The organism is Bacillus sp. FSL W8-0629, assembly GCF_038593225.1.
In the GTDB taxonomy this organism is placed as follows: domain Bacteria; phylum Bacillota; class Bacilli; order Bacillales; family Bacillaceae; genus Bacillus; species Bacillus altitudinis.
In genome coordinates, this window is record NZ_CP151975.1 from 2,696,416 (window position 1) to 2,721,063 (window position 24,648).

The window sequence follows — 24,648 nt, forward strand, 5'->3', positions numbered from 1 at the left end:
CTAAGTGATGTCAGGGTAGTGTCCCGAGTAGACCTGAGAACCCTTTCGTGTCCGCTTTGCATTTGTTTTTTATAAGCAGGATTGTATTTTTCCCAATACGATCCATTCACGGTTTTATGTATGTTTTTTCAAGAAAGTCATTCAGGCTTTCTATCATTTGATCACATGTATTGATGTGACCTGTTTTTATGTATGCGGAAGCTGTCGTTTTCATTGTTATTATGATACCATGTAACCAGCATTTTTGGTCATGATTTTTCATTATTTTCGCTGATAAACATGACGTTTTTCAAAATATCGACAAGAGGTGACGACATGTTGAAACAAGATGCACATTTACATACGCCATTTTGCCCGCACGGTACGCTTGATCCTTTTCATTCTTATATTGAAAAAGCAATGAAAAAGGGATTTGATTCCATCACCTTTACCGAGCATGCCCCGCTGCCTCCTTCGTTTCGAGATCCAACGCCTGAGCAGGATAGCGCCATGAAGCTTCGAGACCTTGAAGCCTATTTGACGAAGCTGGATCAGCTGAAACAGGAATACAAAGGACAGTTAATAGTAAAAACTGGGCTTGAGGTCGACTATATCAAAGAGTATGAAGAGGAAACAAGTGCCTTTTTAGACTGCTACGGCCCTGAACTAGACGATAGCATTTTATCTGTTCACTTTCTTCCTGCTGGCAATGATTATATTTGTCTTGATTTTGATGAGCACGCCTTCAAGCAGCTGATCAGCATCTATGGCAGCACCGAACACGTCTATCAAAGCTACTATGACCAAATTCATTCTTCTATTCTATCACCTTTAGGTCCATATAAGCCAAAGAGAATCGGTCATATCACCCTTGTCCAGAAATTCAAACAACTTTTTCCATACGAAATGTCGCCAGAACTATGTCAAAGGGTCACCCTTTGTCTTGAAGAAACGGCAAAAAAAGGCATGTCCTTAGATTTTAATACATCAGGTCTTCGTAAAACATATGCCAGAAGTATCTATTTAGATCCATGGATGATTGATCTTGCAAAACAGAAAAAAATTCCGCTCATATTCGGGTCTGATGCCCATCAAGCGGAAGATCTCGGGTATGCGTATGATCAATTTGAAGACATCATGAGTTTCAGGTGAGGATCAAGTGCGGGTTCGTTTGGTTCTAACAGATGATGAAGCGACCGGCTCAGTTCCTTATAGTACGTTTGATAAAAGTAAGGCTCATTTGGGTTGATATAAAGCACCTCTGTTAAATATTGCGGCTGTAAATATGGCATCATCAGAAGTGATTTTAGCTGGATCATAAATGATGAGAGTGACAGCTGCTTACAAATCACATGGGTGCTTTTTCCTTTTTCAATGATGAGCTGAAACAAGTATTTTTCCTTTGTTAAATAGGTGGACATGATTTCCCTGATCAGCGTTGAATCAATGGTCACCTCTCGATAAACGAAACGGGTTAATTGACGATTTTCATGCTGATAAGATAAAATATCAAAAACCACATGAAGTAAACATTCTTTTGCATGACGGGTTTCCATGTGCTGGATGTGCGATTCAATCATCTGAATATAGCCTTCATAAAAATCGGATACGAGTTGCTCGAGCAGCCCTCCTTTTCCTTGAAAGTAATAAGATATATGGGCAACGTTGACGTTTGCTTCCTTCGCAATCTCACGGACAGAGGTTCCAGAAAATCCTTTTTGGTTAAAAAGTCTGATGGCAGCTTCAATAATACGGTCTTTTGTTTGCACGGTTGTTGATGTTTTCATCCGCTCACCCCTCTTCATGTGTACATACTTCAAGGTGAAGGCGGAAGTTCCTTTAATCATTGCTCGACAAATCCCACATGCGAAGCGCAAGTTATGTATTTTTGAGATAGAAAGTAGGAGATTTTCATGTTTCATGTCGAAAAACAGTCTGGTGATCCATCGAAAGACTATCAATTACTCATCAAGCAAGTAGAAGCGATTACGGATGGTGAACCTGATCTCATTGCCAACCTAGCCAATGCTGCGGCGCTGCTTTATCACTCGCTTCCTGAAGTCAATTGGGCAGGATTTTATTTAGCAAAAGGCGGAGAGCTTGTGCTTGGTCCATTCAACGGACTGCCCGCATGTGTACGCATTCCTTCTGGAAAAGGGGTTTGCGGTACAGCTTTTGCGACAGGTGATGTACAGCGTATCGCTGATGTCCATGCATTCCCTGGTCATATTGCATGTGATGCAGCATCGCAATCTGAAATTGTGATCCCACTTAAAGTAAATGGACAAATCATTGGGGTACTCGATATTGACAGTCCAGTGAAAGATCGTTTCAATGAAGTGGATGAAACGTACTTAGTTCAATTTACAGAGGTTCTCCAAAATGCGTTATCAGCCTCTACTGATGCGTCATGATGCGTGAAAAGCAGACAATGTGTCTGCTTTTTTATTTTGTTTTCTTTCTCGGTAAAAGCCGGCCGTGTTTGACATTCTCCTCTTTAAATAGATTGACTTCTCCTATCTGGCGTCATATAATAGAGTTTGTGTGAAATATGGCAGCCTTTTTGTTCGGCTTTTTTGTATCATTTTGTTCCTTCTATATGGAGGTGCATCTTGTAACTCCCTGCTGCTGGAGCGAGGATGCATGAAAACATAATGACGGAAAAGACAAAGAACAGACGGTTTTTATTTTTCACAAATAAAAACAATAAGGAGGAGTCACATTATGGCTCGCTATACAGGTCCAAGTTGGAAGATTTCCCGCCGTTTAGGCATTTCATTAAGCGGAACAGGTAAGGAACTTGAAAAACGCCCTTACGCTCCAGGCCCACATGGTCCAGGACAACGCAAAAAACTATCTGAATACGGTTTACAATTACAAGAGAAGCAAAAGCTTCGTCACATGTACGGTGTCAACGAACGTCAATTCCGTACACTATTTGACAGAGCTGCTAAACTTCCTGGTAAACAAGGTGAAAACTTCATGATCCTTCTTGAAACTCGCCTTGACAACCTAGTATACCGTCTTGGCCTTGCTCGTACGCGCCGCCAAGCTCGTCAGCTAGTAAACCATGGTCACATCCTTGTTGATGGAAGCCGTGTAGACATCCCATCTTTCTCTGTGAAACCAGGTCAAACGATTGCTCTTCGTGAGAAATCTCAAAACCTTGCAGTTGTGAAAGAATCAGTTGAAGTGAACAACTTCGTACCTGAATACCTTACTTTCGATGCTGAAAAGCTTGAAGGAACTTTCACTCGTCTTCCAGAGCGTTCTGAATTAGCGCCTGAAATCAGCGAACAACTAATCGTTGAGTTCTACTCTCGTTAATTTCATGACTCTCTCAGAGAGTGATCAAACAAACCCTAGAGACCTTGATTGTTCAAGGATTTCTAGGGTTTTTTGTTTGTATTCTATCATGTTCTAACACCTAACTAGATGAGAGTGGATGTATGACAGTGTTTAACAAAATCCTTTTTATGTTATAATACAAATAGATGTAGCGTAAATTAAAAGAAGCCAGGATGCTGTCACATCCCGGCAATGCACAAATGCTTGGCTCAAAGTGAGCTGGCTAGAAGGTACACAATAAATGGACCTACCCTACAAGTTGTCTAGGCTCAAAGGGTGGTCTATTTCTTTTTGTCTATATACGTCAACAAAGCAAGAATAAACATCCCAAATAAAAACATAAGGGACAACGCTTGAAAAGTTGACATAGGCTGCACCCCCTTTCAAGGGGATTTAGCCAAGACCACCTTTGAGTACGCCGTACATTTGTACGCTCTCTATTATACATGAAAACATTGGAAGTTACCTTCCATATTTAAAAACCTTTCTTTGCAGCATAACCACCTTCACGCTTCATTACGTGATTGTCATTCCCACATGCAACTATAGGAAAAAAATATCATTTAGCTGCCGTTTGTCTATTGGTACAATGATGATAGAGATTTTTTTCTAACGCACTAAGCTGGAGGAATTCCATGTTTTTTACCATAGTCATGATTTTCGTTCTCTTTTTCTTGTCTATTTTCGCCTATTCTCTTTTAAGAAAAAAGCAGGTCATAGATGCACCACCAAACCTACTGGCTACGATATCGTTCATATTACTGCTTTATTTTTCTCTCTGCCTCGTGATCGCTGTTCCAAGTGTCATGCTGTGCATCGTCGCTTTAGGGATAAACTATCTTTTTGGAGATTACATCACATATGATTCATTTTTTTCTTTCATCTCTTTCTCTTTATTGGTGAGTGGAATCGTGGTTTTTTGGTCACCTTTTCTTCTTTTCATAGGCAAAGGGCTGGCTTATTTACTCAAATTCCCTTCATGGCTGACTTTTGCTTTGGAGTGGATCAGTTCTTGGATCGTTTTACACCTCTCGATTAAGTATGTCCTTTACATAAAACTAGTAAATATCTCAATTTGGGAGCACGGCACACTCATTTTATCTTTCTTTGTCAGCTTCTTATTTATTGGAATTGATCTCATCTACTCAAGTATTGAACAACGAAAACAGCCGCTGGATGAACAAGCAAAAAGCTCCTAGAGATGATTCTAGGAGCTTTTGCTTGCCCAATTTGTGATCAGCTGCTCTGTTGTCAAGACAGTCGCAAATTCGTCATGCAGTGTTGCAAGTGAAAGGCGATGGATCGTTTCTGGGTCATAGTATGTACCGGTTTGATCTGTTAAACCAAAGGCGGCTGTTGCATCTGACATGAGGTATGTATCAAAGCCTAGGTTTCCACTCATTCTTGTTGTTGTAGATACGCAGTGCGGTGTTGTGAGTCCAGCAATCACAACAGTGTCGATCTCGTTTAATCTTAGTTGTTCCTCTAAGTTTGTGCCTATAAAGCTGCTGTTGACTTTCTTTTGTATGACCGTTTCTTCATCTAGCGGTTTAGCGATCTCTTTGAAGGAGTGCCCTTCATTTGCTGGATGAAATAAGGAGTGCGGCTGATCCGATGTATGCTGAATATGAATGACTGTCCATCCTTTTTCTCTCCAAAACGTCAATAGACGACTGATGTTCTTCTCTGCATCTAGGTTATTCCGTTCTCCCCATTTTTCGTGCTCGAATGCTTTCTGTACATCGACCATAATCAAAGCCTTTTGATGATGTTGCACAAATACCCACCTCCGAAGATTCTCGTTCATTATATGTAGTGTAAGGAATGGCGGTTGATTTGTACATGTTTTTATTTGGCTATGTACGATGTTTTGTCTGTTTTTGCAGTAAAAAGACAAACCACACACTGGCTATTAAGTAATAGATACCAATGATGGATGTACAATTAGATATGACTTCTGCCCATTGCACTGATTTGACGATTGCCATCCAGATCATATAGATGATCAGAAATGAACATGGGAAATAGAGAAAGTAGCCCAAGAAAGCATATTTGAGTTTTTGCGTCATCTTTTATCCTCCTAAAAATCTTCTTCAACACCTAGCAGCACCCATATAACCATGACATCAAAAAAGACAGCACAAATCGCTGTCTTTTTGATTTTTTAATTCGTATTCTGTCCTCCGCCATTCAATCCTTCTTTCACATAGCCTTTGACTTGGCTTGAGGTTAATAGACCGATATGTCCAACGCCGTGGATGAGGACGTTTCTTGCGCCAATTAAGCGAGAGAGGCTGTTGACGACGATGAGATCGGCTGAGCTATAGACGGATGTGTAAAGAATTTTTTGATTTGGATCGGTGCCTGGTAATGCTCTGAGTGAAACGAGTCCGTTCGCTCCACCAAGTGTGACGACGTTTTCAATTTTATCTCCGCCGTCTAGGTTTTTAATATAGTATAACGTGTTCGCACCGCCCATACTATGAGCCACAATATCTACTTTTTTGGCACCCGTTTTGGCTAGTACATCTTTGACGAATCTAGAGAGCCTCGGGCCATTGTTCAGGTTATTGCCTGTTTTGTCTATGAAATCGATTGCAAAAAGTTGGTTTTGATCCCATCCCTGTGACACTAAGTATCGTTTGATCGAAGCAAAGTTATAAGACGCACCACCCATGCCGTGTACCATTACAACCGGATTATGCTCGGCCGCTTTGGCTTCTTTCGGCTGGATGATGGCTATTGAACCTAGCACTAAGGCAAGGGCAACAAGAATTTGCAAACTCTTTTTCTTAAATCGAATCACTTTCATTCCCCCTTATTCATCTTATTCGACTCTATTTTATACAAGAAAAATATGTCAGAAAAGTGAACAAGGTAATGTTTATAAGATGATTTTACAGAAATATAAATAATCATAAAGCACCTTGGACTTTTTTAAATTAAAACAAAAAGACTACGAGCCCCTCTATCTTTCATATATAATGTGAATAGACAAAAGGAGGTTCTGCTAGATGCTGTTTACTCAAACACCTGCACTACCCTATTATGCGGTGATTTTCACATCAAAACGAACAAATGTCGAGCAGAAAGAATACGCCGTGGCTGCTCAAAAAATGGAAGAATTAGCGAAAGAACTAGACGGGTTTCTTGGAATAGAAAGTGTACGAGATGAACATGGTGTTGGAATCACTGTCTCTTACTGGGATTCATTAGCAGCCATCAAAGAATGGAAAGCACATACAGCACATCAGCGTGTTCAAAAAAAAGGAAAAAAAGATTGGTATGAATCCTATACAACCCGAATTTGTAAGGTAGAACATGCTTATACAAACGAAGATTCACTCCTTGAATAAGAAACAGACAAATGAGAGAAAACCGCTCTGTAAAAGCTTAATTCCTACTTCTGAATAAAAAAAGCACCTCAATGTATATGAACATTTGAGGTGCTTTTCATGATACTTACTGTTTCATAAGGATTTATTTATACGTCACAAGGAAATATTTCTTTTTCCCTCTTCTTAAGACGGTAAATTGTTTTTCAATTCTATCTTCAGCTGAAAGGACGTAGTCTTTGTCGGTTTGTCTCTCTCCGTTGATGGAAACTGCGCCATTCGTGATATCTTCACGTGCTTGGCGTTTTGATGGAGATAGTTTTGATTCGACAAGAACATCAACAAGTGTTAATTCTTCTGCACTGTCTTTCTCCATTGATGGCACATCTTTAAAGCCTACTTTCACTTCTTCTGCTGTAAGAGATTTAATCTCACCTTTAAATAGCGCATTTGAGATGTTGACAGCCTGTTCTAGTGATTCACGGCCATGCACAAGTGTTGTGACTTCTTCTGCCAAACGGCGCTGTGCTTCACGTTTTTCAGGGGCTGTTTGCACTTTTTCTTCATACGATGCGATCTCTTCTTTTGATAGGAACGTAAAGTATTTTAAGTATTTCACGACATCACGGTCATCTGTGTTGATCCAGAATTGGTAGAATTCATATGGTGATGTTTTTTCTTTATCTAACCAGATGGCGCCGCCTTCTGTTTTCCCAAACTTCGTGCCGTCTGCTTTTGTCACAAGCGGCATTGTGAGACCGAATGCTTTTGCACCTTCTGCTTCAGACTTACGGATCAACTCAAGGCCAGATGTGATATTTCCCCACTGGTCGCTTCCGCCAATTTGCAGTTTACAGTTTTCATTTCTGTAAAGGTTTAAAAAGTCTAAAGATTGCAGGATAACGTAGCTGAATTCTGTGTACGAAATCCCTGTTTCAATACGGGAGCTGACGATATCTTTTGCGAGCATGAAGTTCACACCGAAGTTCTTTCCAATATCACGAAGGAACGTGATCACATTCATTTGGCTGATCCAGTCGTAGTTATTCACGATAACGGCTGGATTCTCGCCTGCTTCAAAATCAAGGAATTGAGAGAGCTGGCCTTTGATTTTCTCTGACCACTGTTCGACGATTTCTGCTGGGTTTAGTGAACGTTCTGCTTTTTTGAAACTTGGGTCACCAATCAGTCCAGTTGCGCCGCCAACAAGTGCAATCGGATGATGGCCTGCTTCTTGGAATCTGCGCAATGTTAAAATTGGCAGTAAGTGACCAATGTGCAAGCTGTCAGCTGTTGGATCAAAGCCGGAGTATAGCTTGATTTTTTCTTCTGCTAATAATTTTGTTAAACCTTCTTCATCTGTTTGCTGCTGAATTAATCCTCTGAACGATAATTCTTCCATCAATTGACTCATATCCAAATCTCCTTTTTTTACAATTCAACATAAAAAACGCCCCTTCGAATGAACGAAGGGACGATATATATCGCGGTACCACCCTGCTTAAAAGACAAAACAACACGTCTTTTCACTTACACTGATAACGGACAGATCCGTTCTTTCACTAATCAGGCAACATGCATGCTCCTTTTCGTAAAAGCGGTTCGTGAGGGTAATTCGAATATCTCTTTGTACTGACTCGCACCAGCCGTCAGCTCTCTTGGACAGGGAAAGATGATTCTACTGAATCTCAGTCAAAACCTTTTCATATTCAACTAAAGTCATTTTTAACATACTTTTGATATCAAGTCAACTGACGGAAGCGATTAATCTTCCATTGTCGAGAGATCGCCAGCAGGTAAATTCAGTTCCCACGCTTTTAGCACACGTCTCATAATTTTACCGCTGCGTGTTTTTGGCAGTTTGTCTTTAAACTCAATTTCTCTCGGTGCTGCATGTGCAGCGAGTCCTTTTTTCACAAACGTGCGAATCTCTTCTTTCAGCTCATCTGTCGGTTCGTATCCGCTTCTAAGCGCTATAAATGCTTTAATAATTTCACCGCGCACAGGATCTGGTTTTCCGATGACACCAGCCTCTGCAATGGCCGGATGTTCCACCAGTTTACTTTCTACCTCAAATGGACCGACCCGCTCTCCTGACGTCATGATGACATCGTCGACACGTCCCTGGAACCAGAAGTATCCATCTTCATCCATATAAGCTGAATCTCCTGAAACATACCAATCTCCCGGCATAAAGTAAGATTCATATTTTTCAGGATTGTTCCAGATCGTATGCATCATAGATGGCCAGCCCTTTTTGATGGCAAGGTTCCCCATCCGGTATGGCGGAAGTTCATTTCCGGCATTATCTACAATCGCAGCTTCAACGCCTGGAATTGGTTTCCCCATCGAACCTGGTTTGATATCCATGCATGGATAGTTACAAATCAGTTGTGCACCGGTTTCCGTCATCCACCAAGTGTCATGAATTCGTTTGCCAAATACAGCGTCTCCCCAGCGAATGACTTCTGGATTAAGAGGCTCACCTACACTTAACACATGACGAAGCGAGCTGAGATCATATTTTTGAATGAGATCGTCTCCTGCTCCCATCAGCATTCTAAAGGCTGTCGGTGCACTGTACCAAACGGTCACACCAAGCGATTCGATGGTTTCGTACCACGTATCAGGATTGAACCTGCCGCCTAAAATGACATTCGTCGCTCCATTCAACCACGGAGAAAAAATACCGTACACCGTCCCTGTTACCCAGCCTGGATCAGCTGTGCACCAGTAGACATCTTCTTCTTTCAAATCGAGTACCCATTTACCCGTCTGGCCTTGCTGCACCATTGCCCCATGAACATGGAGCACACCTTTTGGCGTACCAGTGGACCCTGACGTGTAATGAAGCAGGTATCCATCTTTTTCATCCATCCACTCGATTTCAAGCTCCTTTGCTGCCTGTTCAAATGCTTCTTCAAAGTGAATCGTCCGCACACCAACTGCATCCTCTTTTTCACCACCGACAATGATGACGGATTCAAGCTTTGGAAGTTCTGCAAATGGAATACGCTCAAGCAGATCAGGCGTTGTCACAATCACTTTTGCCTCACTATTTTCTAAACGATCTTTGACGGCACCTTCCATAAATGCCTCAAATAACGGACCGACGATCGCACCAATTTTGACAGCACCAAGCAGTAGAAAATAGAGCTCAGGTGATCTTGGCATAAAGATAAACACGCGATCCCCTTTTTGCACATGTGCCTGTTCTCTTAATAGATTTCCTGCTTTGTTTGTCTTGATTTTCATATCCCTGAACGTATACTTTTCATCCCGCTCTGAATCTTTGTAGTGAAGCGCCACCTTGTTTTTACGAAACGAGTCCGCATGTCTGTCAATCGCTTCATAAGCTGCATTTACTTTTCCTGTTTCATACCAAGAGAAATTTTTTCTCGCTTCCTCCCATGAAAATTCTTTGTATGCTTGCTCATAATCATTTAAATGATAGTCCCCTTTTACTGATGGTAGCGTTTCCACTTTCATCAAACAGTCCCCCTTTGCATACGTTTACAATGACCATTATAGTATAGATGACTTTTTTTCTCAATTTTTAAAAAACTTCTGATGAAACCGTTTTAATTATTGTCAGATTTAAGATAAAATAGAGACGACTCACTAGAATTTGAGGCGGTGGATACGTGGAGCATCCTAAAACTTATTATTCAAAAACCATTGAGCGAGAAACAGGTTCCATCCTGATTGAAGGACCGGTACCTGCATCAGAGCTTGCGAACTATATGTTTCATGAAGGACTAACGGCATTTCGCACGCCTGAGGAACAGAAACAAGCACTTGTTGAAATAGCAGATCTTCCTGAAGGACGTATTATCATTGCTAGGGTGGATGAGCTTGTCGTAGGCTATGTCACGTATTTGTACCCTGATCCGCTTGAACGCTGGTCAGAAGGCAACATGGACAATTTAATTGAGCTCGGTGCCATTGAAGTCGCTCCTCCATTCAGAGGCTGCTCACTTGGCAAGCATTTACTGGATGTGAGCATGATGGATGAGCAAATGGAGAATTACATTATCATTACAACTGAATATTACTGGCATTGGGATTTAAAGGGGACAAAGAAAAACGTGTGGGAGTACCGCAAAATGATGGAGAAAATGATGAACGCCGGCGGTCTTGTCTGGTTTGCAACAGACGAGCCAGAGATTAGCTCACATCCAGCCAATTGTTTAATGGCCAGAATTGGAAAACATGTGAGTCCTGATTCGATCGAGCGTTTCGATCGTCTTCGCTTCCATCAGCGCTTTATGTATTAACGTTCAATTCGTTTTTTTGGCAAAGGGGATTGGTAAACATGATGATTGAACAAATTATGGAGCGTGATGTGATCACGCTGCGAAAAACCGATACGATTGAAGAGGCCATTCAAAAAATGAGTGCACATCACATTCGGCATATTCCCATCGTATCTGAGCAGGGATCTGTCATTGGGATGGTGACAGATCGGGATATTAAAAATGCCAGTCCAAGTATTTTTGAAACAGAGAAAAGGCAGCTTTTTATTCAGCGGCCGGTTGAAGACATCATGGTGCTAGAGACGATTACCGCTCATCCGCTTGATTTCGTTGAGGAGATTTCAAGTGTCTTTTTTGAACACGGAATTGGCTGTCTTCCCGTTGTGAGACGCGGCAAGCTTGTAGGGATCATCACAAAAACAGATTTACTTCGTACGTTTGTAAGACTAACAGGTGCAGATCAGCCTGGATCACATTTAGAGGTTGAAGTAGCGCAAGTGACAGAGGGTCTTGCAGACATTACGGCCATTTTAAAAGAACAGCATATTCAAATGCTGAGTGTACTCGTGTACCCACATGCCAATGAAGCCTCTAAAGTGCTCGTCTTCCGCCTTCAAACGATGCATGCAGATCATGTGATGAAGCTGATTCGTGCAAAAGGCTATAAAGTGCTCTGGCCTATGGAGCAGACGATCAAATGAAGGAAGCGACCTTTGTTTTTTCACCATCTTTTCAAACGTACCAGTTTCACCAAGATCATCCCTTCAATCAGCTTCGCGTCTACTTAACTTATGATCTTCTTCAAAAAATGAAGGCATTAACGGATGATGAGATTGTCGCACCTCGTATGGCGACGCTGGAGGAATTAAAGCTTGTCCATACAACAGACTACATTCAAGCAGTACAGCGGGCAAGTGAAGGAAAACTGTCCACCGCAGAGGGGGAACGTTATGGTCTTGGCACTGAGGATACCCCGATGTTTGCAGGGATGCATGAGGCAGCTTCTCTCCTAGTTGGCGGGACATTAACAGCGGTTGATCAAGTGATGCTTGGACATTCGCAGCATGCGCTCAATCTTGGCGGCGGGCTTCACCATGGATTTAAAGGGCGTGCTTCTGGCTTTTGTATTTATAATGACAGCTCTGTGGCCATTCAGTATATTCAAAAGACATATGGCGCTAGAATTTTATATATTGATACAGATGCTCATCATGGCGATGGTGTACAGTTTAGCTTCTATGATGATCCAGAGGTATGTACTGTTTCCATTCATGAAACAGGGCGCTATTTGTTCCCTGGAACTGGACAAGTACAGGAAAGGGGTCATGATAAAGGCTATGGCTATGCATATAATATCCCGCTTGACGCATTTACAGAAGACGAATCATTTTTAGAAGCCTATCGAACAGCAGTGACAGAGATTGCTGCTTTTTTTAAACCAGATGTCATTTTGACGCAAAATGGAGCAGATGCCCACTATTATGACCCTTTGACGCATTTATCTGCTACCATGAAAATATATGAGGAAATTCCCAGAATTGCCCATGAGCTGGCGCATCAATATTGTGATGGAAAATGGATCGCTGTGGGCGGAGGCGGCTATGATATTTGGCGTGTCGTCCCAAGAGCATGGAGCCGCATTTGGCTTGAGATGAAAGGCATTACACCACCAGATGCACTTCCTCAGGAATGGATTCGGGCATGGGAAAAACAATCGCCTGTTCCGCTTCCATCCACATGGCTAGATCCTGACGATTTATATCCACCGATTCCAAGAAGAGCAGAAATTACAGAAAAAAATGCACAAACGGTAGAAAAAGCACTCATGCCTGTTCGACGAGAAAAGAAAAAGGCATAAAAAAAAGCAGGCGTCCACTGATCAAGTGAGCCTGCTTTCTTTTTTATTTCGTCGATTGTCTTTCTTCGATTCTATGTGGCAATTCAACAATTTGATCTTCTACTTGTTCTTTGTTCATGAGCTTTGTCAAAAGTCTCATCGCAACAGCGCCAATATCGTAAGTCGGCTGAACAACTGTTGTCAATTGAGGGCGAACCATGAGGGATAGTCTTGTGTTATCAAAACCAATCACTTCTAAATCTTCAGGAATTGATACGCCTCTGTCCTGCGCTCCATGAATGACACCTAGCGCCATTTCGTCAGTAGCTGCAATCACAGCCGTCGGCTTGTCAGATTGATCAAGCAGATTAGCGAGCGCTTCAATACCAGAGTCATATGAGTAGTCTCCTTCAGCAACAAGCGCTTCGTCAAACACGATACCAGCTTCTTCAAGCGCACGCTTATAACCAGCAAGCTTTCTCATAGAGTTAATTGGTTCTGACATTGGTCCAGATACAAACGCAATTCGTTTATGTCCTTTTTCAACCAATAGTTGAACTGAATCATAAATGGCTTGTTCATAGTTAATGTTGACTGATGGTGTTTGTGCCTGCTCTTCAACAGATGCTGCAAGTACAATGGGTACAGGAGAGCGCTTAAATTCTTCCACATGCACATCTGTAATGTTTCCGCCCATAAAAACGATTCCATCTACTTGTTTGCCAAGCATTGTGTTTAACAAATGCAGTTCTTTATCAGTATTTTGGTCTGAGTTGCTCAAAATAATGTTGTACTTGTACATCGTCGCAATATCTTCAATTCCTCGTGCAAGCTCTGAATAGAAGATACTTGAAATATCAGGGATGATGACCCCAACTGTTGTGGTCTTTTTACTTGCAAGGCCTCGTGCGACTGCGTTTGGACGGTAGCCGAGACGATCAATTGCTTCAAGCACCTTTTTTCTTGTTGTTGGTTTTACGTTTGGATTACCATTAACAACGCGTGATACCGTTGCCATACTTACGTTTGCTTCTCTTGCTACATCATATATTGTAACATTATTCACATAAATCACTCCTTCAAATACACTTCATATCTATAGCATTCACCAATTGGATAGAGACATGTCAGATACGAGGAAAATAATATCCTATTTGTCATTAAAACGATGAAAAGAGACACATAATTTTTCAATCTACATCAAAATGACATTCTTTTATGAAATTATACACGTTTTTTCTTCATATGAAAACGTTCCCTTTCTTTTTATAACTAAATTAAACAAACTTTAATGAGCTTGTTACCTGTAAATTGAATCATATTTCACCAAAAATCGTCGTGAACGTCAGCTATGACAATGATCTTAGCAGATTCTATCGAATTTTAAAAATGAAAACATTGTGAACAAGCGTATTTTTAGCTTGCAATGTGCTCTCTTCCTTTCATTGCCAATCTTGATCGTATTTTTTCATGAAAAAACCGCCGGGCTGTCATCCGGCGGCTTTTCTATTTATGATTACGCATGAATGTTGACAAGTGGTCTTAATGCATCTAACCATTTTTCGAATTGTGGAATGTCCATTTGCTGCGCTGAATCAGATAGGGCAACAGATGGATCTGGATGCACTTCTGCCATCACACCGTCTGCTCCAATCGCAAGAGCTGCTTTAGCTGTTGGAAGAAGTAGATCTCTGCGTCCTGTTGAGTGTGTCACGTCAACAAAGACTGGTAAATGTGTCTCTTGTTTCAAGATTGGCACAGCCGAGATATCTAGTGTATTTCTTGTGGCTGTTTCGTATGTGCGGATGCCTCGCTCGCAAAGGATGATTTGGTCATTTCCTTGTGCGATGATGTATTCAGCTGCATTGATGAATTCTGAAATTGTTGCTGCTAGACCGCGTTTTAAAAGAACTGGTTTGTTCACTGATCCAGCTTCTTTTAAAAGCTCGAAGTTTTGCATGTTACGTGCTCCAATTTGGATGACATCGATATGCTCAATCGCTTCTTCAATATGAGCAGGATTCACGATTTCACTAATAACTGCAAGACCGTATTCATCTGCTACACGTTTTAGAATTTTTAGACCGTCTACGCCAAGTCCTTGGAAGTCGTATGGACTTGTGCGAGGCTTAAATGCACCGCCACGAAGAAGTTTTAGTCCCTGCTGTTTCGCTGCTGCCGCTACTTCTGCAACTTGCTCGTAGCTTTCAACGGCACATGGCCCAACGATGAAACGTTGTTTTCCGTCACCGATCGCTTCTCCATTGATATTTACAATTGTATTTTCAGGTTTTTTCTTACGAGAAACAAGAAGTGCTTTGCTGTGGTCATCTTCTTGAAGCTCTAAACCTGCTTTGAAAATTTCTTTGAAAATATGTTGAATCGTTGAATTTTCAAATGGGCCATCATTTTCTTCAAGAATTTGATTAAGCATTGTGCGCTCTCTGACAGGGTCATAACGGTTGACACCTTGCGCTTCTTTTGCCTTTCCAATTTCTTTTACAATGTTTCCTCTTTCATTGATCAGTTTTAAGATTTGAAGATTTAGTTCATCTGCTTGCTGTCTCAATTGTTCCAATTCATTGTTGCTCATTTTTGTCATCCTTTCCTCTGCCCGCTCTCGCTTTTTATTTTTGATCTCTTATAATAGGGTTTATTATAAACAAAGATTTCGGAATTGTCACGAAAAAATTCTTTATTACCCAAACGCTTTTAAGCGATAAAGTATTATGTGTAAGATTATAGCATACTTTTGATGCAAGTAAACCTTTTTTATAAAAAAAACGTCAGCAATCGCTGACGTTTCAGCGGGTAGACAAACCCTCGCACTCTTTGTCAGTCCTGCGCGCTGGTACTCACGAATGACAAATTCGCTCCGTGCCAGTGCTCGTCCTTCCTAGACTGCAAAGGTTTTCTATCACGCTGAAAAGAAGACAAAGGGCTAAAATAAAGTTCATTTTAGCCCTTTGTCAACAATCTTGAACGTCAGCAATCGCTGACGTTTTTCTACATGTTATGTTCAAGCGCTTCTTTTGTAATGCTTGAGTGAGAAGCATGCCACTTTACTTTGCCATCGCTAAAGATGAGTGCCTGCGGGCTTTCGTGCTTGATCCCTGACTTTTCAGTCACATAGGATGAAAGCTCTCTTGTGTTTTGAATTTGCAAGAAATAAGCAGGAACATCCTCATGTTCTGACGCAAACGCTTCAAACTCTTGAAAAGCAGCTTGGCTGATTGGACATGTCAAACTGTGCTTAAAAAAGACAAAGGTTCCGTCTTGATTCGTTAATTGATCAAACTGTTCTTCTGTTTCTATGAGTTGTTTAGACATGATGTGCTCCTTCCTAACTTAAGCAGCGAGTTAGCCTTTCGTAGATTGTTCTACTTTTTCTTTGACATCTTTGATGCCGTCTTCAATGTCTGCTTTTGCTTCTTGTGCTCTTACTTTTGCTTCATCTGCTACATCTGAAGCTTCATTTGCAATATTTGCTGCAGCATCTTCTGCTTCGCTTTTTACTTGTTTAGCTTTTCCAGCTGTACGATCTTTTATGTCTTTTACTTTGTCTAAAATCTGGTTTGACTGCTCTGCTACGAGCTGAGACAATTCAGATGTTTTGTCTTTCGCAATCGTCACATATTCAGTGCCTTTTTCCTTTGCATCTGTTGTAAGACGATCTGTTTTTTCTTTTAGGGCATTCGCTTGGGTGTTCAAATCATCGCGAAGCTCTTTCCCTGACTTTGGTGCTAAAAATAATGCCGTTGTTGCACCGATAATGCCACCGATAAGTGTTCCGATCAAAAAGTCTTTGCTATTGATTCCGTCTTTGCTCATGATTATTCCTCCTATGCGAAAATGGTTGTTTATTGTTGTTTACGCTGTTTCCATTTTTTATAGATTTCAAGTGCTGCGTTACTCCAGCTTACCACATCCGTGACTTTCTCTTGATTTCGTTCAACGGATGAAGAAACCGCACCAGCTGCCTGCTTTATGCTTGTATTAAATTGGTTGATCGAGCCACCAATTCCCTGCACCGCATCCACAACTGTGTTAAGTTTTGCCGATTTGTCTTGAATATCTTCAGCAAGCTGATTGGTCTTATGTAGCAACTGTGCTGTCTCTGTGGTGATGCCTTGCATCTGTCCTTCAAGACCTTCTAAAGTTGATGCGACATTCTTTAATGTCAGCTGTAAGGATTTCAATGTTTTGGACAAGTAGATGACAAGAATGAGGAAAGCGATTGCGATGAGTGCAACGCTTAAATAGAGAATAATAATCATCTGATACCTCCTTTGCTGCGGGCATATTCAATTCAATACCCTCTCGTTGTATCATTCAAACATCGCCTAGAATGACCGATTGAATAATAATTCTACACTTATTCGCCAATTCCTGTCCACAGCGAACGAAAAAAAGCGGCACATCTTGTCACATTTAGCCCCTTTGTCACATTTTATTCAAAATAAAAAAGCGCCGATTGAATCGGCACTTTTTGACAGACAATTATACTGCGACTTTCTCATAAGCACGAAGATACTTTTGAATATCTCCTGCTCCCATAAAGACCAAGATCGCATTTTCATGTGCTTTCAGCACAGATGTTTCTTCTTCTTCAATCAATTGGGCTTGCGGAATTTTTTCCCGCAAATCTTCAATGCTTAGTTTCCCAATGTTTTCACGAGCTGAGCCGAAAATATCACAGAGGTATACATAGTCTGCTTTTTTCAGACTGTCCGCAAATTCACTTAAAAATTGCTGTGTACGAGTGAAAGTGTGCGGCTGGAAGACTGCCACAATATCACGGTCTGGATACTTTTGGCGAGCTGCTTCGATCGTGACTTCAATTTCAGTCGGATGGTGCGCATAGTCGTCAATTAAGACTTGTTCACCGACTACTTTTTCATTAAAGCGTCGTTTCACACCGCCAAATGTCGTTAAAGCACCTTTGATGAGCTCTACATCAATGGCTTCATAGTGGCATAATGCAATGACCGCTAATGAGTTAAGGACATTGTGGTTTCCGTAAGCAGGAATGTAGAAGGTATCATAAAACGTATTACGTACAAATACATCAAATGTGGTGCCTTCTGTGTTTTTCACAACATTTCGTGCTTGGAAATCATTTTCTTCATTGAATCCGTAGTACACAACAGGTACTTTTGCTTGGATCTTGAGCAGATGCTCGTCATCACCGCAGGCGATAATGGCTTTTTTCACTTGAAGTGCCATGTTTTGAAACGCATCGAACACGTCATCAATATCCGTGAAATAATCAGGGTGATCAAAATCAATATTGGTCATGATCGCATAGTCTGGATGGTAGCTGAGGAAATGTCTGCGGTATTCGCACGCTTCAAATACAAAATACTCGCTGTTTTCTTTCCCCATTCCAGATCCATCACCGATTAAGTAGGAAGTTGGTTTTGCCGCTTGCATCACATGTGCAAGCAGACCTGTTGTCGATGTTTTACCATGAGCACCCGTAATTGCAACGTTTGTGAATGAATCCATGTATTCTCCAAGAAATTTATGATAACGAATGACAGGAATCCCTTCAGAAAGAGCACGCTCAATCTCAGGGTGTGTATCTGGGAATGCATTTCCTGCAATCACCGTCATCCCTGGCTGAATATTATCTGGGTCAAATGGAAGAATTTTAATATTTCGTTCTTCTAATGCTTTCTGTGTAAAGATATGTTTTTCGATATCCGATCCTTGGACAGTATACCCAGTATCATGAAGAATTTGGGCCAGTGGACTCATACCTGTCCCTTTTATTCCAACAAAATGATAAACAGTCATAATTGTACCTCCAACAAACGTCTATCTGACTTACAGTATATGACGCTCATTTCAATTTGCAACTTGTGATTTTTGTCTCTAGCTGATCACAAATCGCAGCTCCAAATAAAGATTTTTTTCCGATCTTCCTATTCTAATCAATATTAACTATGATTAGTATCCGACAACTTTCCCATTTCTAACACCTGCTTTCGCTCATTTTCGTTAAAAAGCGTTCAAACAGGCATGCGAAAAGCGTCCAATTCAAAAATTGCACCTATGTGCTATCATACCATGTTTATCAAAAAAATGAAGTGGTTTATTTAGATCAATTGTTCTAAGTCACTCAGTGTCATGAGGACCTCTCTTGGCTTACTGCCTTTTGCCCCAGAGATCATCCCTTCACGTTCCATCATATCAATCAATCTCGCTGCTCGATTGTAGCCAATTCTAAATCTTCTTTGCAAACTGGATGTACTTGCACTATTTTGCTCGATGGCGAATCGGCATGCGTCCATAAACAATTCATCTTCGTCTGTAATGGCAGACCCTTGGAGCATCAATTCTTCCTGTTCAAAAAGGAACACAGGTTTGCGCTGTTTTCTCACATGCGCTACCACTTCATCAATCTCTCGATCTGATACAAAGTTCCCTTGCAGCCTTGTCGGTTTGCCAGAGCCATTTTCTAAGAACAGCATGTCTCCTTTTCCGAGAAGCTTTTCAGCACCTGCCATATCAATAATGGTTCTTGAATCCACTTGGCTTGAAACAGAGAAAGCAATTCTTGTTGGGATGTTTGCTTTAATGAGGCCTGTAATGACATCAACAGAAGGTCTTTGCGTCGCAATGAGTAAGTGAATCCCGCATGCTCTTGCTTTTTGGGCAATTCGGCAAATGCTTTCTTCGACTTCATTTGGTGCGACCATCATTAAATCAGCCAGCTCATCAATGACAACGACGAGATATGGTAGTTTTTCACCCATTTGTTTTTCTTTCACCAGTTCGTTAAATCGTTTGATTTCTCTCACACCAGAGTGTGCAAACAGTTCATAGCGTCTTTCCATTTCATCTACTACCCATTTCAGGGCAGCTGTTGCTGTCTTGGCATCAGTAATAACTGGGCTCACAAGATGCGGAATGTGATTATACGGCGCCAGTTCGACCATTTTAGGGTCGATTAACAGCATTTTCACTTCATCAGGTGAGGCTTTAAACATTAGGCTCACGAGAATGGTATTAATACAGACACTTTTCCCTGAACCTGTTGCTCCGGCAATTAAGCCGTGCGGCATTTTTTGCAAATCAACCACAACGGGCTGACCGGAAATATCCAATCCGAGCGCTGCCGTTAATGGAGATGGGTTGTCTCTAAAGGCACTGCTTCTGATCATTTCTCTCAAGAAAACCATTTTACTGTGAAGGTTCGGCACTTCGATTCCAATCGTGTTCTTCCCAGGAATCGGCGCTTCGATTCGAATATCTTTTGCAGACAAACTGAGTTTGATATCATCTGACAGGTTTGTAATTTTGTTCACTTTCACGCCTGGTTCAGGATGCACTTCAAATCTTGTAACAGAAGGACCTTGCGTCACATGAACAACACTTGCTCTGACATTGAAATTTTTCAGTGTGGCATTGAGCAGTTCTGCCCGTTCTTTCACCCATGTTCCGTCCTCTTCTTTTTGTGCTGGCGGAACGTCTAGAAGGGCTAAACTCGGAAATGCATATCCTTGTGCATCTGCCGTTTTCTTCTGTCCTTGCACGCGCTGATCACTTTTTAACATCATGACGTTAAAAGGAACGGTGGAGGTTTGACCGCTTGAGCGCTTTGGCTGTGGAGAAGACGGTTTTGGTTCTTCACGTTTTATTTCAGGCGTTTCTTCAGGTGTTTCCTCAAGCTCTTCTGCCATATCCCCGGCGATCTCTACTTGTCCAGAGTCAGCAAATTCATCTGATGCTTCTTCAACTGGCATGACTTCATCATCTGTTAATTTTTCTTCCGGCAGAGAATCATCATCTTGCGAATCTTGTATGATCACCGGTTCTTCTTGTTCAAATGCTGCCACTGACACGTCTGCTTGACTTTCTTCTATCCATGCAGCCTCTGTTATTTCCTCCGCAGCCTCTACTTCATTCTCTTCCAGCATCGCAGTTTCTTCTACCGGGCTTTCTATCTCCATGTCGAGTGCTGGTGATGCGCTTAAAGCTGTTTCAAATGTAAAGCTCTCTTTTTTCTCAGTATCATCTTCAAGCGGAATCATCGGCTCTTCTTGTTCAACGGTGACTGCCTGTTCTTGCTCCATCTCTAGAGGCTCGTTAGATGCTTCAGCTTGCTCCATATGTAAGGATGCTTCTCGATCGTCTTTGGTCTGTGACAAAGCTTGATCTTGATCCTCTGTCTCACTGAAAGGCTCGTCATATAAACGTTCCATCGTTGATTGAACGTGATCTTGATAAGCGAGTTCCTCTTGCAAAGTAAGCGGCGTCGTGACAGGTTGCTTCTCTGCTTGTTCTTCTGTTTGGGCTGACATCATGTCTTCCATACGTTGTTCTTTTCGTATAGACGGGATGTTCATTTGCTGTCTTACATTCCGTTCACGCTCTGCTTCTTCTGATAACAGTGTGACACGCTGTGACGTTTCTTCTGACGATTTCATTTTGACAGAAGATGTGTCTTCTTTGGCTGCTGCATGTTTAGGACGCATATCCTGGTGGTAGCCATAGATGGGTGAAGGAATTTGCTCTGGTTTAAAAGGCTTTTTATTGAGATCAGGCTGCACTGTTTGTTTTGGCTGATAGGTCGTCTGCTTTGCCTTTGGCTGACTTGGCCGCGTGCGCCTTCTTTCTTGTTGCTTTGCTGCCTCACGTGCAGGTTCATCTGGAACGAGAGGAAAGCGGAAATTGCCTTTTGGATATTCATAATACACTTTCGTATCTTCAACTTTTTTATATTCTTTATGTTGTTCAACAGCTGGCTGCTTTGGTGCAATCGGACCTGTTTCAGGCCTCTCAGCTTTTTCTTCTTTTTTTTCTTCTCCTAAAAATACACTAAAAAATTTATCTAACCAACTCATCATTTATCACTCACTTTAACTCCCCTTACGTTTTCTTGGGCGATTTTTAGTATACCATTGCTTTTTCATGCAGAAAAGCGAGAAAAGTGCTACGCTTTGCTGTTCATGCTGTCTGTAGATGAAAAAAAGTCACTAAGTACGTACTTAGTGACTTTTGGTATAACACATTCTTCGCTCATTTGTACCCGTTTATGGGAGGTTACGCTTCAAATGGTTCGCCAGCTTGGCGGCTTCCTTCTAGAACAAGGATTCCTTTTTCAGCAGGCGCATTCGGAAGATCTAATTCTTTTGCAGAACAAATCATTCCGCTTGAAGGAACACCTCTTAGTTCAGCATCTTTGATCACCAAACCGCTCGGCATCACAGCACCGACCTTTGCAACCACAACATATTGACCTTGATCAACGTTTGGTGCACCGCACACGATTTGTAAGGTTTCATCGCCAACATCTACTTGGCAAATGTTCAGTTTATCTGCATTCGGATGTTTTTCTTTTTCCTTCACATAACCGACCACAAACTTAGGTGATAGATCCACTGTTAATGTTTCACTGACACCGTTGCGGTTTAAAATTTCATTGATATCTTGAACAAGCGTTTCAGAAAGCGGTACAGATCCGTTTTCTTCAATTTTCATGTAAGTAGATGCATTGAAAATATTAAAACCTGTTGTTTCTTTTGTGTCTTGATTGAAGATTCTTACGACATCTCCAAACGTTTCATGACCTACTTCTTCTCTTGTTACATCTTTCAATGAAATAAGGAGTGTGTCGCCGACACCTTCTGCATTATAAAAAACGTTCATTCTTCAAAATTCCCTTCTACTGCTGTTTTGGTCTGCTTTTTGCAAGAATAAAGATCGGTTCAAGCTTGCCTTCGTCATATAAAAATGACAAGGCCGTAATCGGAACCGTGCCGCTAGCGAAGAAGCTCATCGACATTTGCCCTAAAATATCATAGCCTGATTCATTGCGTACATCTGCAATGATGAACACATCTTGATGGGGAACGGAAATGGCCATTTGCCCCTCTACTTTTTGCGCGTATTCTTGTAAAATCGATTCATTTAAAATTCTGCTTGCATCGTACCCGTCGTTTGCACGGAAGAAATAAAAACGGTTGCCCGCCACTTCATCCATTTTCACGACAGTCTTTAGTGAACGGACGTTAAAACTTGCGGTTTCTCTGATTCGTTCTTTTGTCCAGTTTTCCTTTTGCAGCATCTTCTCGTCAATTAATCTGTAGGTGCTTCCAAGGTCAAGTGCATAGTAGATTCTTGTCTCTGCTGTATGCTCATCAAAAACGAGCGGAATCTCATCACTTGATGTTTCTGGAAAGGACGTTGAACGAATGACCGGATAAATGTGCTTTTCTTTACCTGAGATGTGCTGCGCTTCACCTTTCATAGCGCTGAGCGCCTCTTTCACATAATAAACAATCTCATCCAGTGTTTCATCAGGCTTTACTTCCCACTTTGCAATAATCGGCGGGAGCTCAAGCGTGATGCCCTTTCCTGTATGTTTATCTTCCACACGAAGCGTATCTTTTTCCCTGTCGAACTGGTGTATCCAGTTGTCGTTCGTCAGACGGCTTTTCAATTGATTGGCAAGCTGTCTTGATGTCATTTTCGCCATGATAAGACTCTCCTTTCGTTATTTAGAAAGAGAATCTGTTAAAAATGCTTCAATCTCTTCCTTTGTCTTACGATCTTTGCTGACAAAACGGTTGATCTCTTGTCCGTTTTTAAAGACTAAAAAGCTTGGAATTCCGTAAATTTCCCACTCTGCACAAGTGTCGATGAACTGATCTCTATCCACATAGAAGTATTCAAATTCTGGATAGTTTGCTTCAAGCTCTGGCAAAAACGGCTCAATAAATGTGCAGTCCGGGCACCAGTCAGCTGAAAATAGTAATACGGTTAAGTCTTCTTGAATCACTTTTTGTAATTCTTCGTTTGATTCAATTTTTTTCATGTTTGATTCCTCCAGTTTGTATACTTAAATCTCCGAATTGTATATAGCCTTTCTTTCTCATCCATTCTGATACTACCAAACTAATCACTGCCGGGCCAACGATATGCAAGAGAGCAATAGCGAGGAAAACGGAAGGATGAAATCCCATGACTGTGAGTGTCATGAGCTGGCCGACAAGTCCGCTCGTTCCCATACCCGCTCCTGCCGCATTATTGACCATCCCAAAGCCAATGATACCAATTGGTGCAAGAATCAGTCCTGCTATCGTCGGCGGAATGAGAATGAGCGGATTTTTCACAATGTTCGGCAGCTGTAGTTTTGATGTTCCAATGCCTACCGCAGCAAGACCGCCAAAACGATTTTCCCTAAATCCTGCAGCAGCAAAGCCGACCATCTGCGCGCAGCAGCCAATCGTCGCCGCACCAGCAGCAAGACCGCTTAAATCAAGCATCAGCGCAAGCGCAGCACTTGAAATCGGTGAGCTAAGAGCAAGTCCAACAATGGTTGCAACCAGCATGCCCATGATGAGTGGACTTTGGTCAGTCCCCCATACGATCAGCCTGCCGAGCCCTGTCATCACCGCCTGAATCCCAGGGCCGATGAAAGCAGCGGTGAGAAAACCTGTGATAATGGTCACAAGCGGCGTTAAAATAATATCAATTCTTGTCTCACCACTGATGAGTTTGCCTAATTCCACACCAATAAGAGCAGCCACGAAGCTTCCAGCAGGTCCCCCAAGCTCTGCTCCGGCGGCACCTGAAACAACACTTGCGAAAATAATTAAAGGAGAAGCGTTTAAGCGATAAGCAACCGCTACGCCAATTGCTGGTCCCATCAGCCCCATTGCGAGCGTTCCCATTTCCACGATGAGAGGAAATGATAACAGGCCGCCTGCTGTTTTTAAAATCAGCCCTACCACTAATGTAGCAAATAGACCTAAAGCCATATAAGAGAGTGCATCAATAAAATAGACCTTTGGCGAAAGGGAAATACCCTTTCTTTTTAAATAAGTCATCAACGTCGTCTTCCTGCTTTCTCATAGGAAAGACGAAGAGGCCTGTCCTTCCC

26 protein-coding genes and 1 other annotated feature are annotated in these 24,648 nt (G+C 41.7%); of the genes, 8 read left to right on the plus strand and 18 right to left on the minus strand.

Annotation, left to right across the window (positions count from 1 at the left end; genetic code table 11):
* Positions 1 to 315 precede the first annotated feature (315 nt).
* On the plus strand, positions 316 to 1,131 hold the full coding sequence (hisJ, locus tag NSQ17_RS13925; protein ID WP_342467533.1) for a histidinol-phosphatase HisJ: 816 nt from the start codon (positions 316 to 318) through the stop codon (positions 1,129 to 1,131).
* On the opposite strand, the gene refZ is transcribed toward hisJ, so the two are convergent.
* The gene (gene refZ / locus NSQ17_RS13930; protein WP_008343081.1) at positions 1,101 to 1,766 is read right to left on the minus strand and encodes a forespore capture DNA-binding protein RefZ; all 666 of its coding nucleotides are present in this window, start codon (positions 1,764 to 1,766) and stop codon (positions 1,101 to 1,103) included. The genes hisJ and refZ overlap by 31 nt on opposite strands.
* A 126-nt stretch (positions 1,767 to 1,892) precedes the next feature.
* Between refZ and NSQ17_RS13935 the strand changes: the two genes are divergently transcribed.
* Together NSQ17_RS13935 and rpsD are read left to right on the plus strand one after the other, a co-directional pair.
* The gene (locus NSQ17_RS13935) at positions 1,893 to 2,393 is read left to right on the plus strand and encodes a GAF domain-containing protein (RefSeq protein ID WP_041092574.1); all 501 of its coding nucleotides are present in this window, start codon (positions 1,893 to 1,895) and stop codon (positions 2,391 to 2,393) included.
* 310 nt (positions 2,394 to 2,703) lie between these two features.
* A complete protein-coding gene (gene rpsD / locus NSQ17_RS13940; protein ID WP_007501777.1) occupies positions 2,704 to 3,306 on the plus strand; it encodes a 30S ribosomal protein S4 in 603 nt (200 codons plus the stop codon).
* A 302-nt stretch (positions 3,307 to 3,608) separates the two neighbouring features.
* Here rpsD and NSQ17_RS13945 read toward each other — a convergent pair whose 3' ends face one another.
* Positions 3,609 to 3,695, minus strand: coding sequence for a putative holin-like toxin (locus NSQ17_RS13945; RefSeq protein ID WP_017358303.1), 87 nt, complete (start codon positions 3,693 to 3,695; stop codon positions 3,609 to 3,611).
* A 267-nt stretch (positions 3,696 to 3,962) separates the two neighbouring features.
* Between NSQ17_RS13945 and NSQ17_RS13950 the strand changes: the two genes are divergently transcribed.
* Positions 3,963 to 4,526: a hypothetical protein gene (locus tag NSQ17_RS13950; RefSeq protein ID WP_058337279.1), complete on the plus strand. Its 564-nt coding sequence runs from the start codon at positions 3,963 to 3,965 to the stop codon at positions 4,524 to 4,526.
* Positions 4,527 to 4,534: 8 nt separating this feature from the next.
* Here the strand turns inward: NSQ17_RS13950 and NSQ17_RS13955 are convergent, their stop codons facing one another.
* From NSQ17_RS13955 to NSQ17_RS13965, 3 genes are all read right to left on the minus strand, one after another.
* Positions 4,535 to 5,134, minus strand: coding sequence for a cysteine hydrolase family protein (locus tag NSQ17_RS13955; protein WP_342467534.1), 600 nt, complete (start codon positions 5,132 to 5,134; stop codon positions 4,535 to 4,537).
* Between the two features lie 49 nt (positions 5,135 to 5,183).
* Complete coding sequence (locus tag NSQ17_RS13960; RefSeq protein WP_039170275.1) at positions 5,184 to 5,396, minus strand: hypothetical protein; 213 nt, start codon at positions 5,394 to 5,396, stop codon at positions 5,184 to 5,186.
* Between the two features lie 95 nt (positions 5,397 to 5,491).
* The gene (locus NSQ17_RS13965; protein WP_072367428.1) at positions 5,492 to 6,139 is read right to left on the minus strand and encodes a triacylglycerol lipase; all 648 of its coding nucleotides are present in this window, start codon (positions 6,137 to 6,139) and stop codon (positions 5,492 to 5,494) included.
* A 202-nt stretch (positions 6,140 to 6,341) separates the two neighbouring features.
* On the opposite strand from NSQ17_RS13965, the gene NSQ17_RS13970 reads away from it, so the two are divergent.
* The gene (locus tag NSQ17_RS13970; RefSeq protein ID WP_039170277.1) at positions 6,342 to 6,683 is read left to right on the plus strand and encodes an antibiotic biosynthesis monooxygenase; all 342 of its coding nucleotides are present in this window, start codon (positions 6,342 to 6,344) and stop codon (positions 6,681 to 6,683) included.
* A 124-nt stretch (positions 6,684 to 6,807) separates the two neighbouring features.
* On the opposite strand, the gene tyrS is transcribed toward NSQ17_RS13970, so the two are convergent.
* Positions 6,808 to 8,076 (minus strand): tyrosine--tRNA ligase, encoded by a 1,269-nt coding sequence (gene tyrS, locus NSQ17_RS13975; RefSeq protein ID WP_047945278.1) that lies wholly within the window; start codon positions 8,074 to 8,076, stop codon positions 6,808 to 6,810.
* A 53-nt stretch (positions 8,077 to 8,129) separates the two neighbouring features.
* Positions 8,130 to 8,367 (minus strand) — a binding site (T-box leader).
* A 59-nt stretch (positions 8,368 to 8,426) separates the two neighbouring features.
* Positions 8,427 to 10,151 carry an acetate--CoA ligase gene (acsA, locus tag NSQ17_RS13980; RefSeq protein WP_058337274.1) on the minus strand — a complete coding sequence of 575 codons (1,725 nt, stop codon included), beginning with the start codon at positions 10,149 to 10,151 and terminating at the stop codon, positions 8,427 to 8,429.
* 155 nt (positions 10,152 to 10,306) lie between these two features.
* Here acsA and NSQ17_RS13985 point away from each other — a divergent pair, with 155 nt between their 5' ends.
* Genes NSQ17_RS13985 through NSQ17_RS13995 form a run of 3 tightly spaced genes read left to right on the plus strand, consistent with a single transcriptional unit; the run spans position 10,307 to position 12,776 of the window.
* Entirely contained in the window at positions 10,307 to 10,939 is a 633-nt protein-coding gene (locus tag NSQ17_RS13985; protein WP_047945276.1) for a GNAT family N-acetyltransferase, read from the plus strand.
* A 38-nt stretch (positions 10,940 to 10,977) separates the two neighbouring features.
* On the plus strand, positions 10,978 to 11,619 hold the full coding sequence (locus tag NSQ17_RS13990; RefSeq protein WP_041092583.1) for a CBS and ACT domain-containing protein: 642 nt from the start codon (positions 10,978 to 10,980) through the stop codon (positions 11,617 to 11,619).
* Positions 11,616 to 12,776: an acetoin utilization protein AcuC gene (locus NSQ17_RS13995; protein WP_045034170.1), complete on the plus strand. Its 1,161-nt coding sequence runs from the start codon at positions 11,616 to 11,618 to the stop codon at positions 12,774 to 12,776. Before NSQ17_RS13990 ends, NSQ17_RS13995 begins: the two co-directional genes overlap by 4 nt.
* 43 nt (positions 12,777 to 12,819) lie before the next feature.
* Here the strand turns inward: NSQ17_RS13995 and ccpA are convergent, their stop codons facing one another.
* From ccpA to NSQ17_RS14050, 11 genes are all read right to left on the minus strand, one after another.
* Positions 12,820 to 13,821 (minus strand): catabolite control protein A, encoded by a 1,002-nt coding sequence (gene ccpA, locus NSQ17_RS14000; RefSeq protein ID WP_035702055.1) that lies wholly within the window; start codon positions 13,819 to 13,821, stop codon positions 12,820 to 12,822.
* 450 nt (positions 13,822 to 14,271) lie between these two features.
* Positions 14,272 to 15,348 (minus strand): bifunctional 3-deoxy-7-phosphoheptulonate synthase/chorismate mutase, encoded by a 1,077-nt coding sequence (locus NSQ17_RS14005; RefSeq protein WP_017358315.1) that lies wholly within the window; start codon positions 15,346 to 15,348, stop codon positions 14,272 to 14,274.
* A 413-nt stretch (positions 15,349 to 15,761) separates the two neighbouring features.
* Positions 15,762 to 16,085, minus strand: a complete 324-nt coding sequence (gene ytxJ, locus NSQ17_RS14010) for a bacillithiol system redox-active protein YtxJ (protein WP_041507651.1) — start codon at positions 16,083 to 16,085, stop codon at positions 15,762 to 15,764.
* A gap of 30 nt (positions 16,086 to 16,115) precedes the next feature.
* The gene (locus tag NSQ17_RS14015; protein ID WP_007501807.1) at positions 16,116 to 16,586 is read right to left on the minus strand and encodes a YtxH domain-containing protein; all 471 of its coding nucleotides are present in this window, start codon (positions 16,584 to 16,586) and stop codon (positions 16,116 to 16,118) included.
* A 29-nt stretch (positions 16,587 to 16,615) separates the two neighbouring features.
* Positions 16,616 to 17,032 carry a DUF948 domain-containing protein gene (locus NSQ17_RS14020; RefSeq protein WP_017367864.1) on the minus strand — a complete coding sequence of 139 codons (417 nt, stop codon included), beginning with the start codon at positions 17,030 to 17,032 and terminating at the stop codon, positions 16,616 to 16,618.
* A 223-nt stretch (positions 17,033 to 17,255) separates the two neighbouring features.
* Complete coding sequence (gene murC, locus NSQ17_RS14025; RefSeq protein ID WP_008343047.1) at positions 17,256 to 18,554, minus strand: UDP-N-acetylmuramate--L-alanine ligase; 1,299 nt, start codon at positions 18,552 to 18,554, stop codon at positions 17,256 to 17,258.
* A 302-nt stretch (positions 18,555 to 18,856) separates the two neighbouring features.
* Positions 18,857 to 21,607: a DNA translocase FtsK gene (locus tag NSQ17_RS14030; RefSeq protein ID WP_342468105.1), complete on the minus strand. Its 2,751-nt coding sequence runs from the start codon at positions 21,605 to 21,607 to the stop codon at positions 18,857 to 18,859.
* A 199-nt stretch (positions 21,608 to 21,806) separates the two neighbouring features.
* A complete protein-coding gene (gene ytpR / locus NSQ17_RS14035) occupies positions 21,807 to 22,412 on the minus strand; it encodes a YtpR family tRNA-binding protein (RefSeq protein WP_007501813.1) in 606 nt (201 codons plus the stop codon).
* Positions 22,413 to 22,428: 16 nt separating this feature from the next.
* Positions 22,429 to 23,241: a DUF1444 domain-containing protein gene (locus NSQ17_RS14040; RefSeq protein ID WP_096881746.1), complete on the minus strand. Its 813-nt coding sequence runs from the start codon at positions 23,239 to 23,241 to the stop codon at positions 22,429 to 22,431.
* A gap of 18 nt (positions 23,242 to 23,259) precedes the next feature.
* On the minus strand, positions 23,260 to 23,580 hold the full coding sequence (locus NSQ17_RS14045) for a thioredoxin family protein (RefSeq protein ID WP_003217665.1): 321 nt from the start codon (positions 23,578 to 23,580) through the stop codon (positions 23,260 to 23,262).
* The gene (locus NSQ17_RS14050) at positions 23,567 to 24,595 is read right to left on the minus strand and encodes a PTS sugar transporter subunit IIC (protein WP_019743715.1); all 1,029 of its coding nucleotides are present in this window, start codon (positions 24,593 to 24,595) and stop codon (positions 23,567 to 23,569) included. The genes NSQ17_RS14045 and NSQ17_RS14050 overlap by 14 nt, the downstream gene beginning before the upstream one ends.
* Between the last annotated feature and the right edge of the window lie 53 nt (positions 24,596 to 24,648).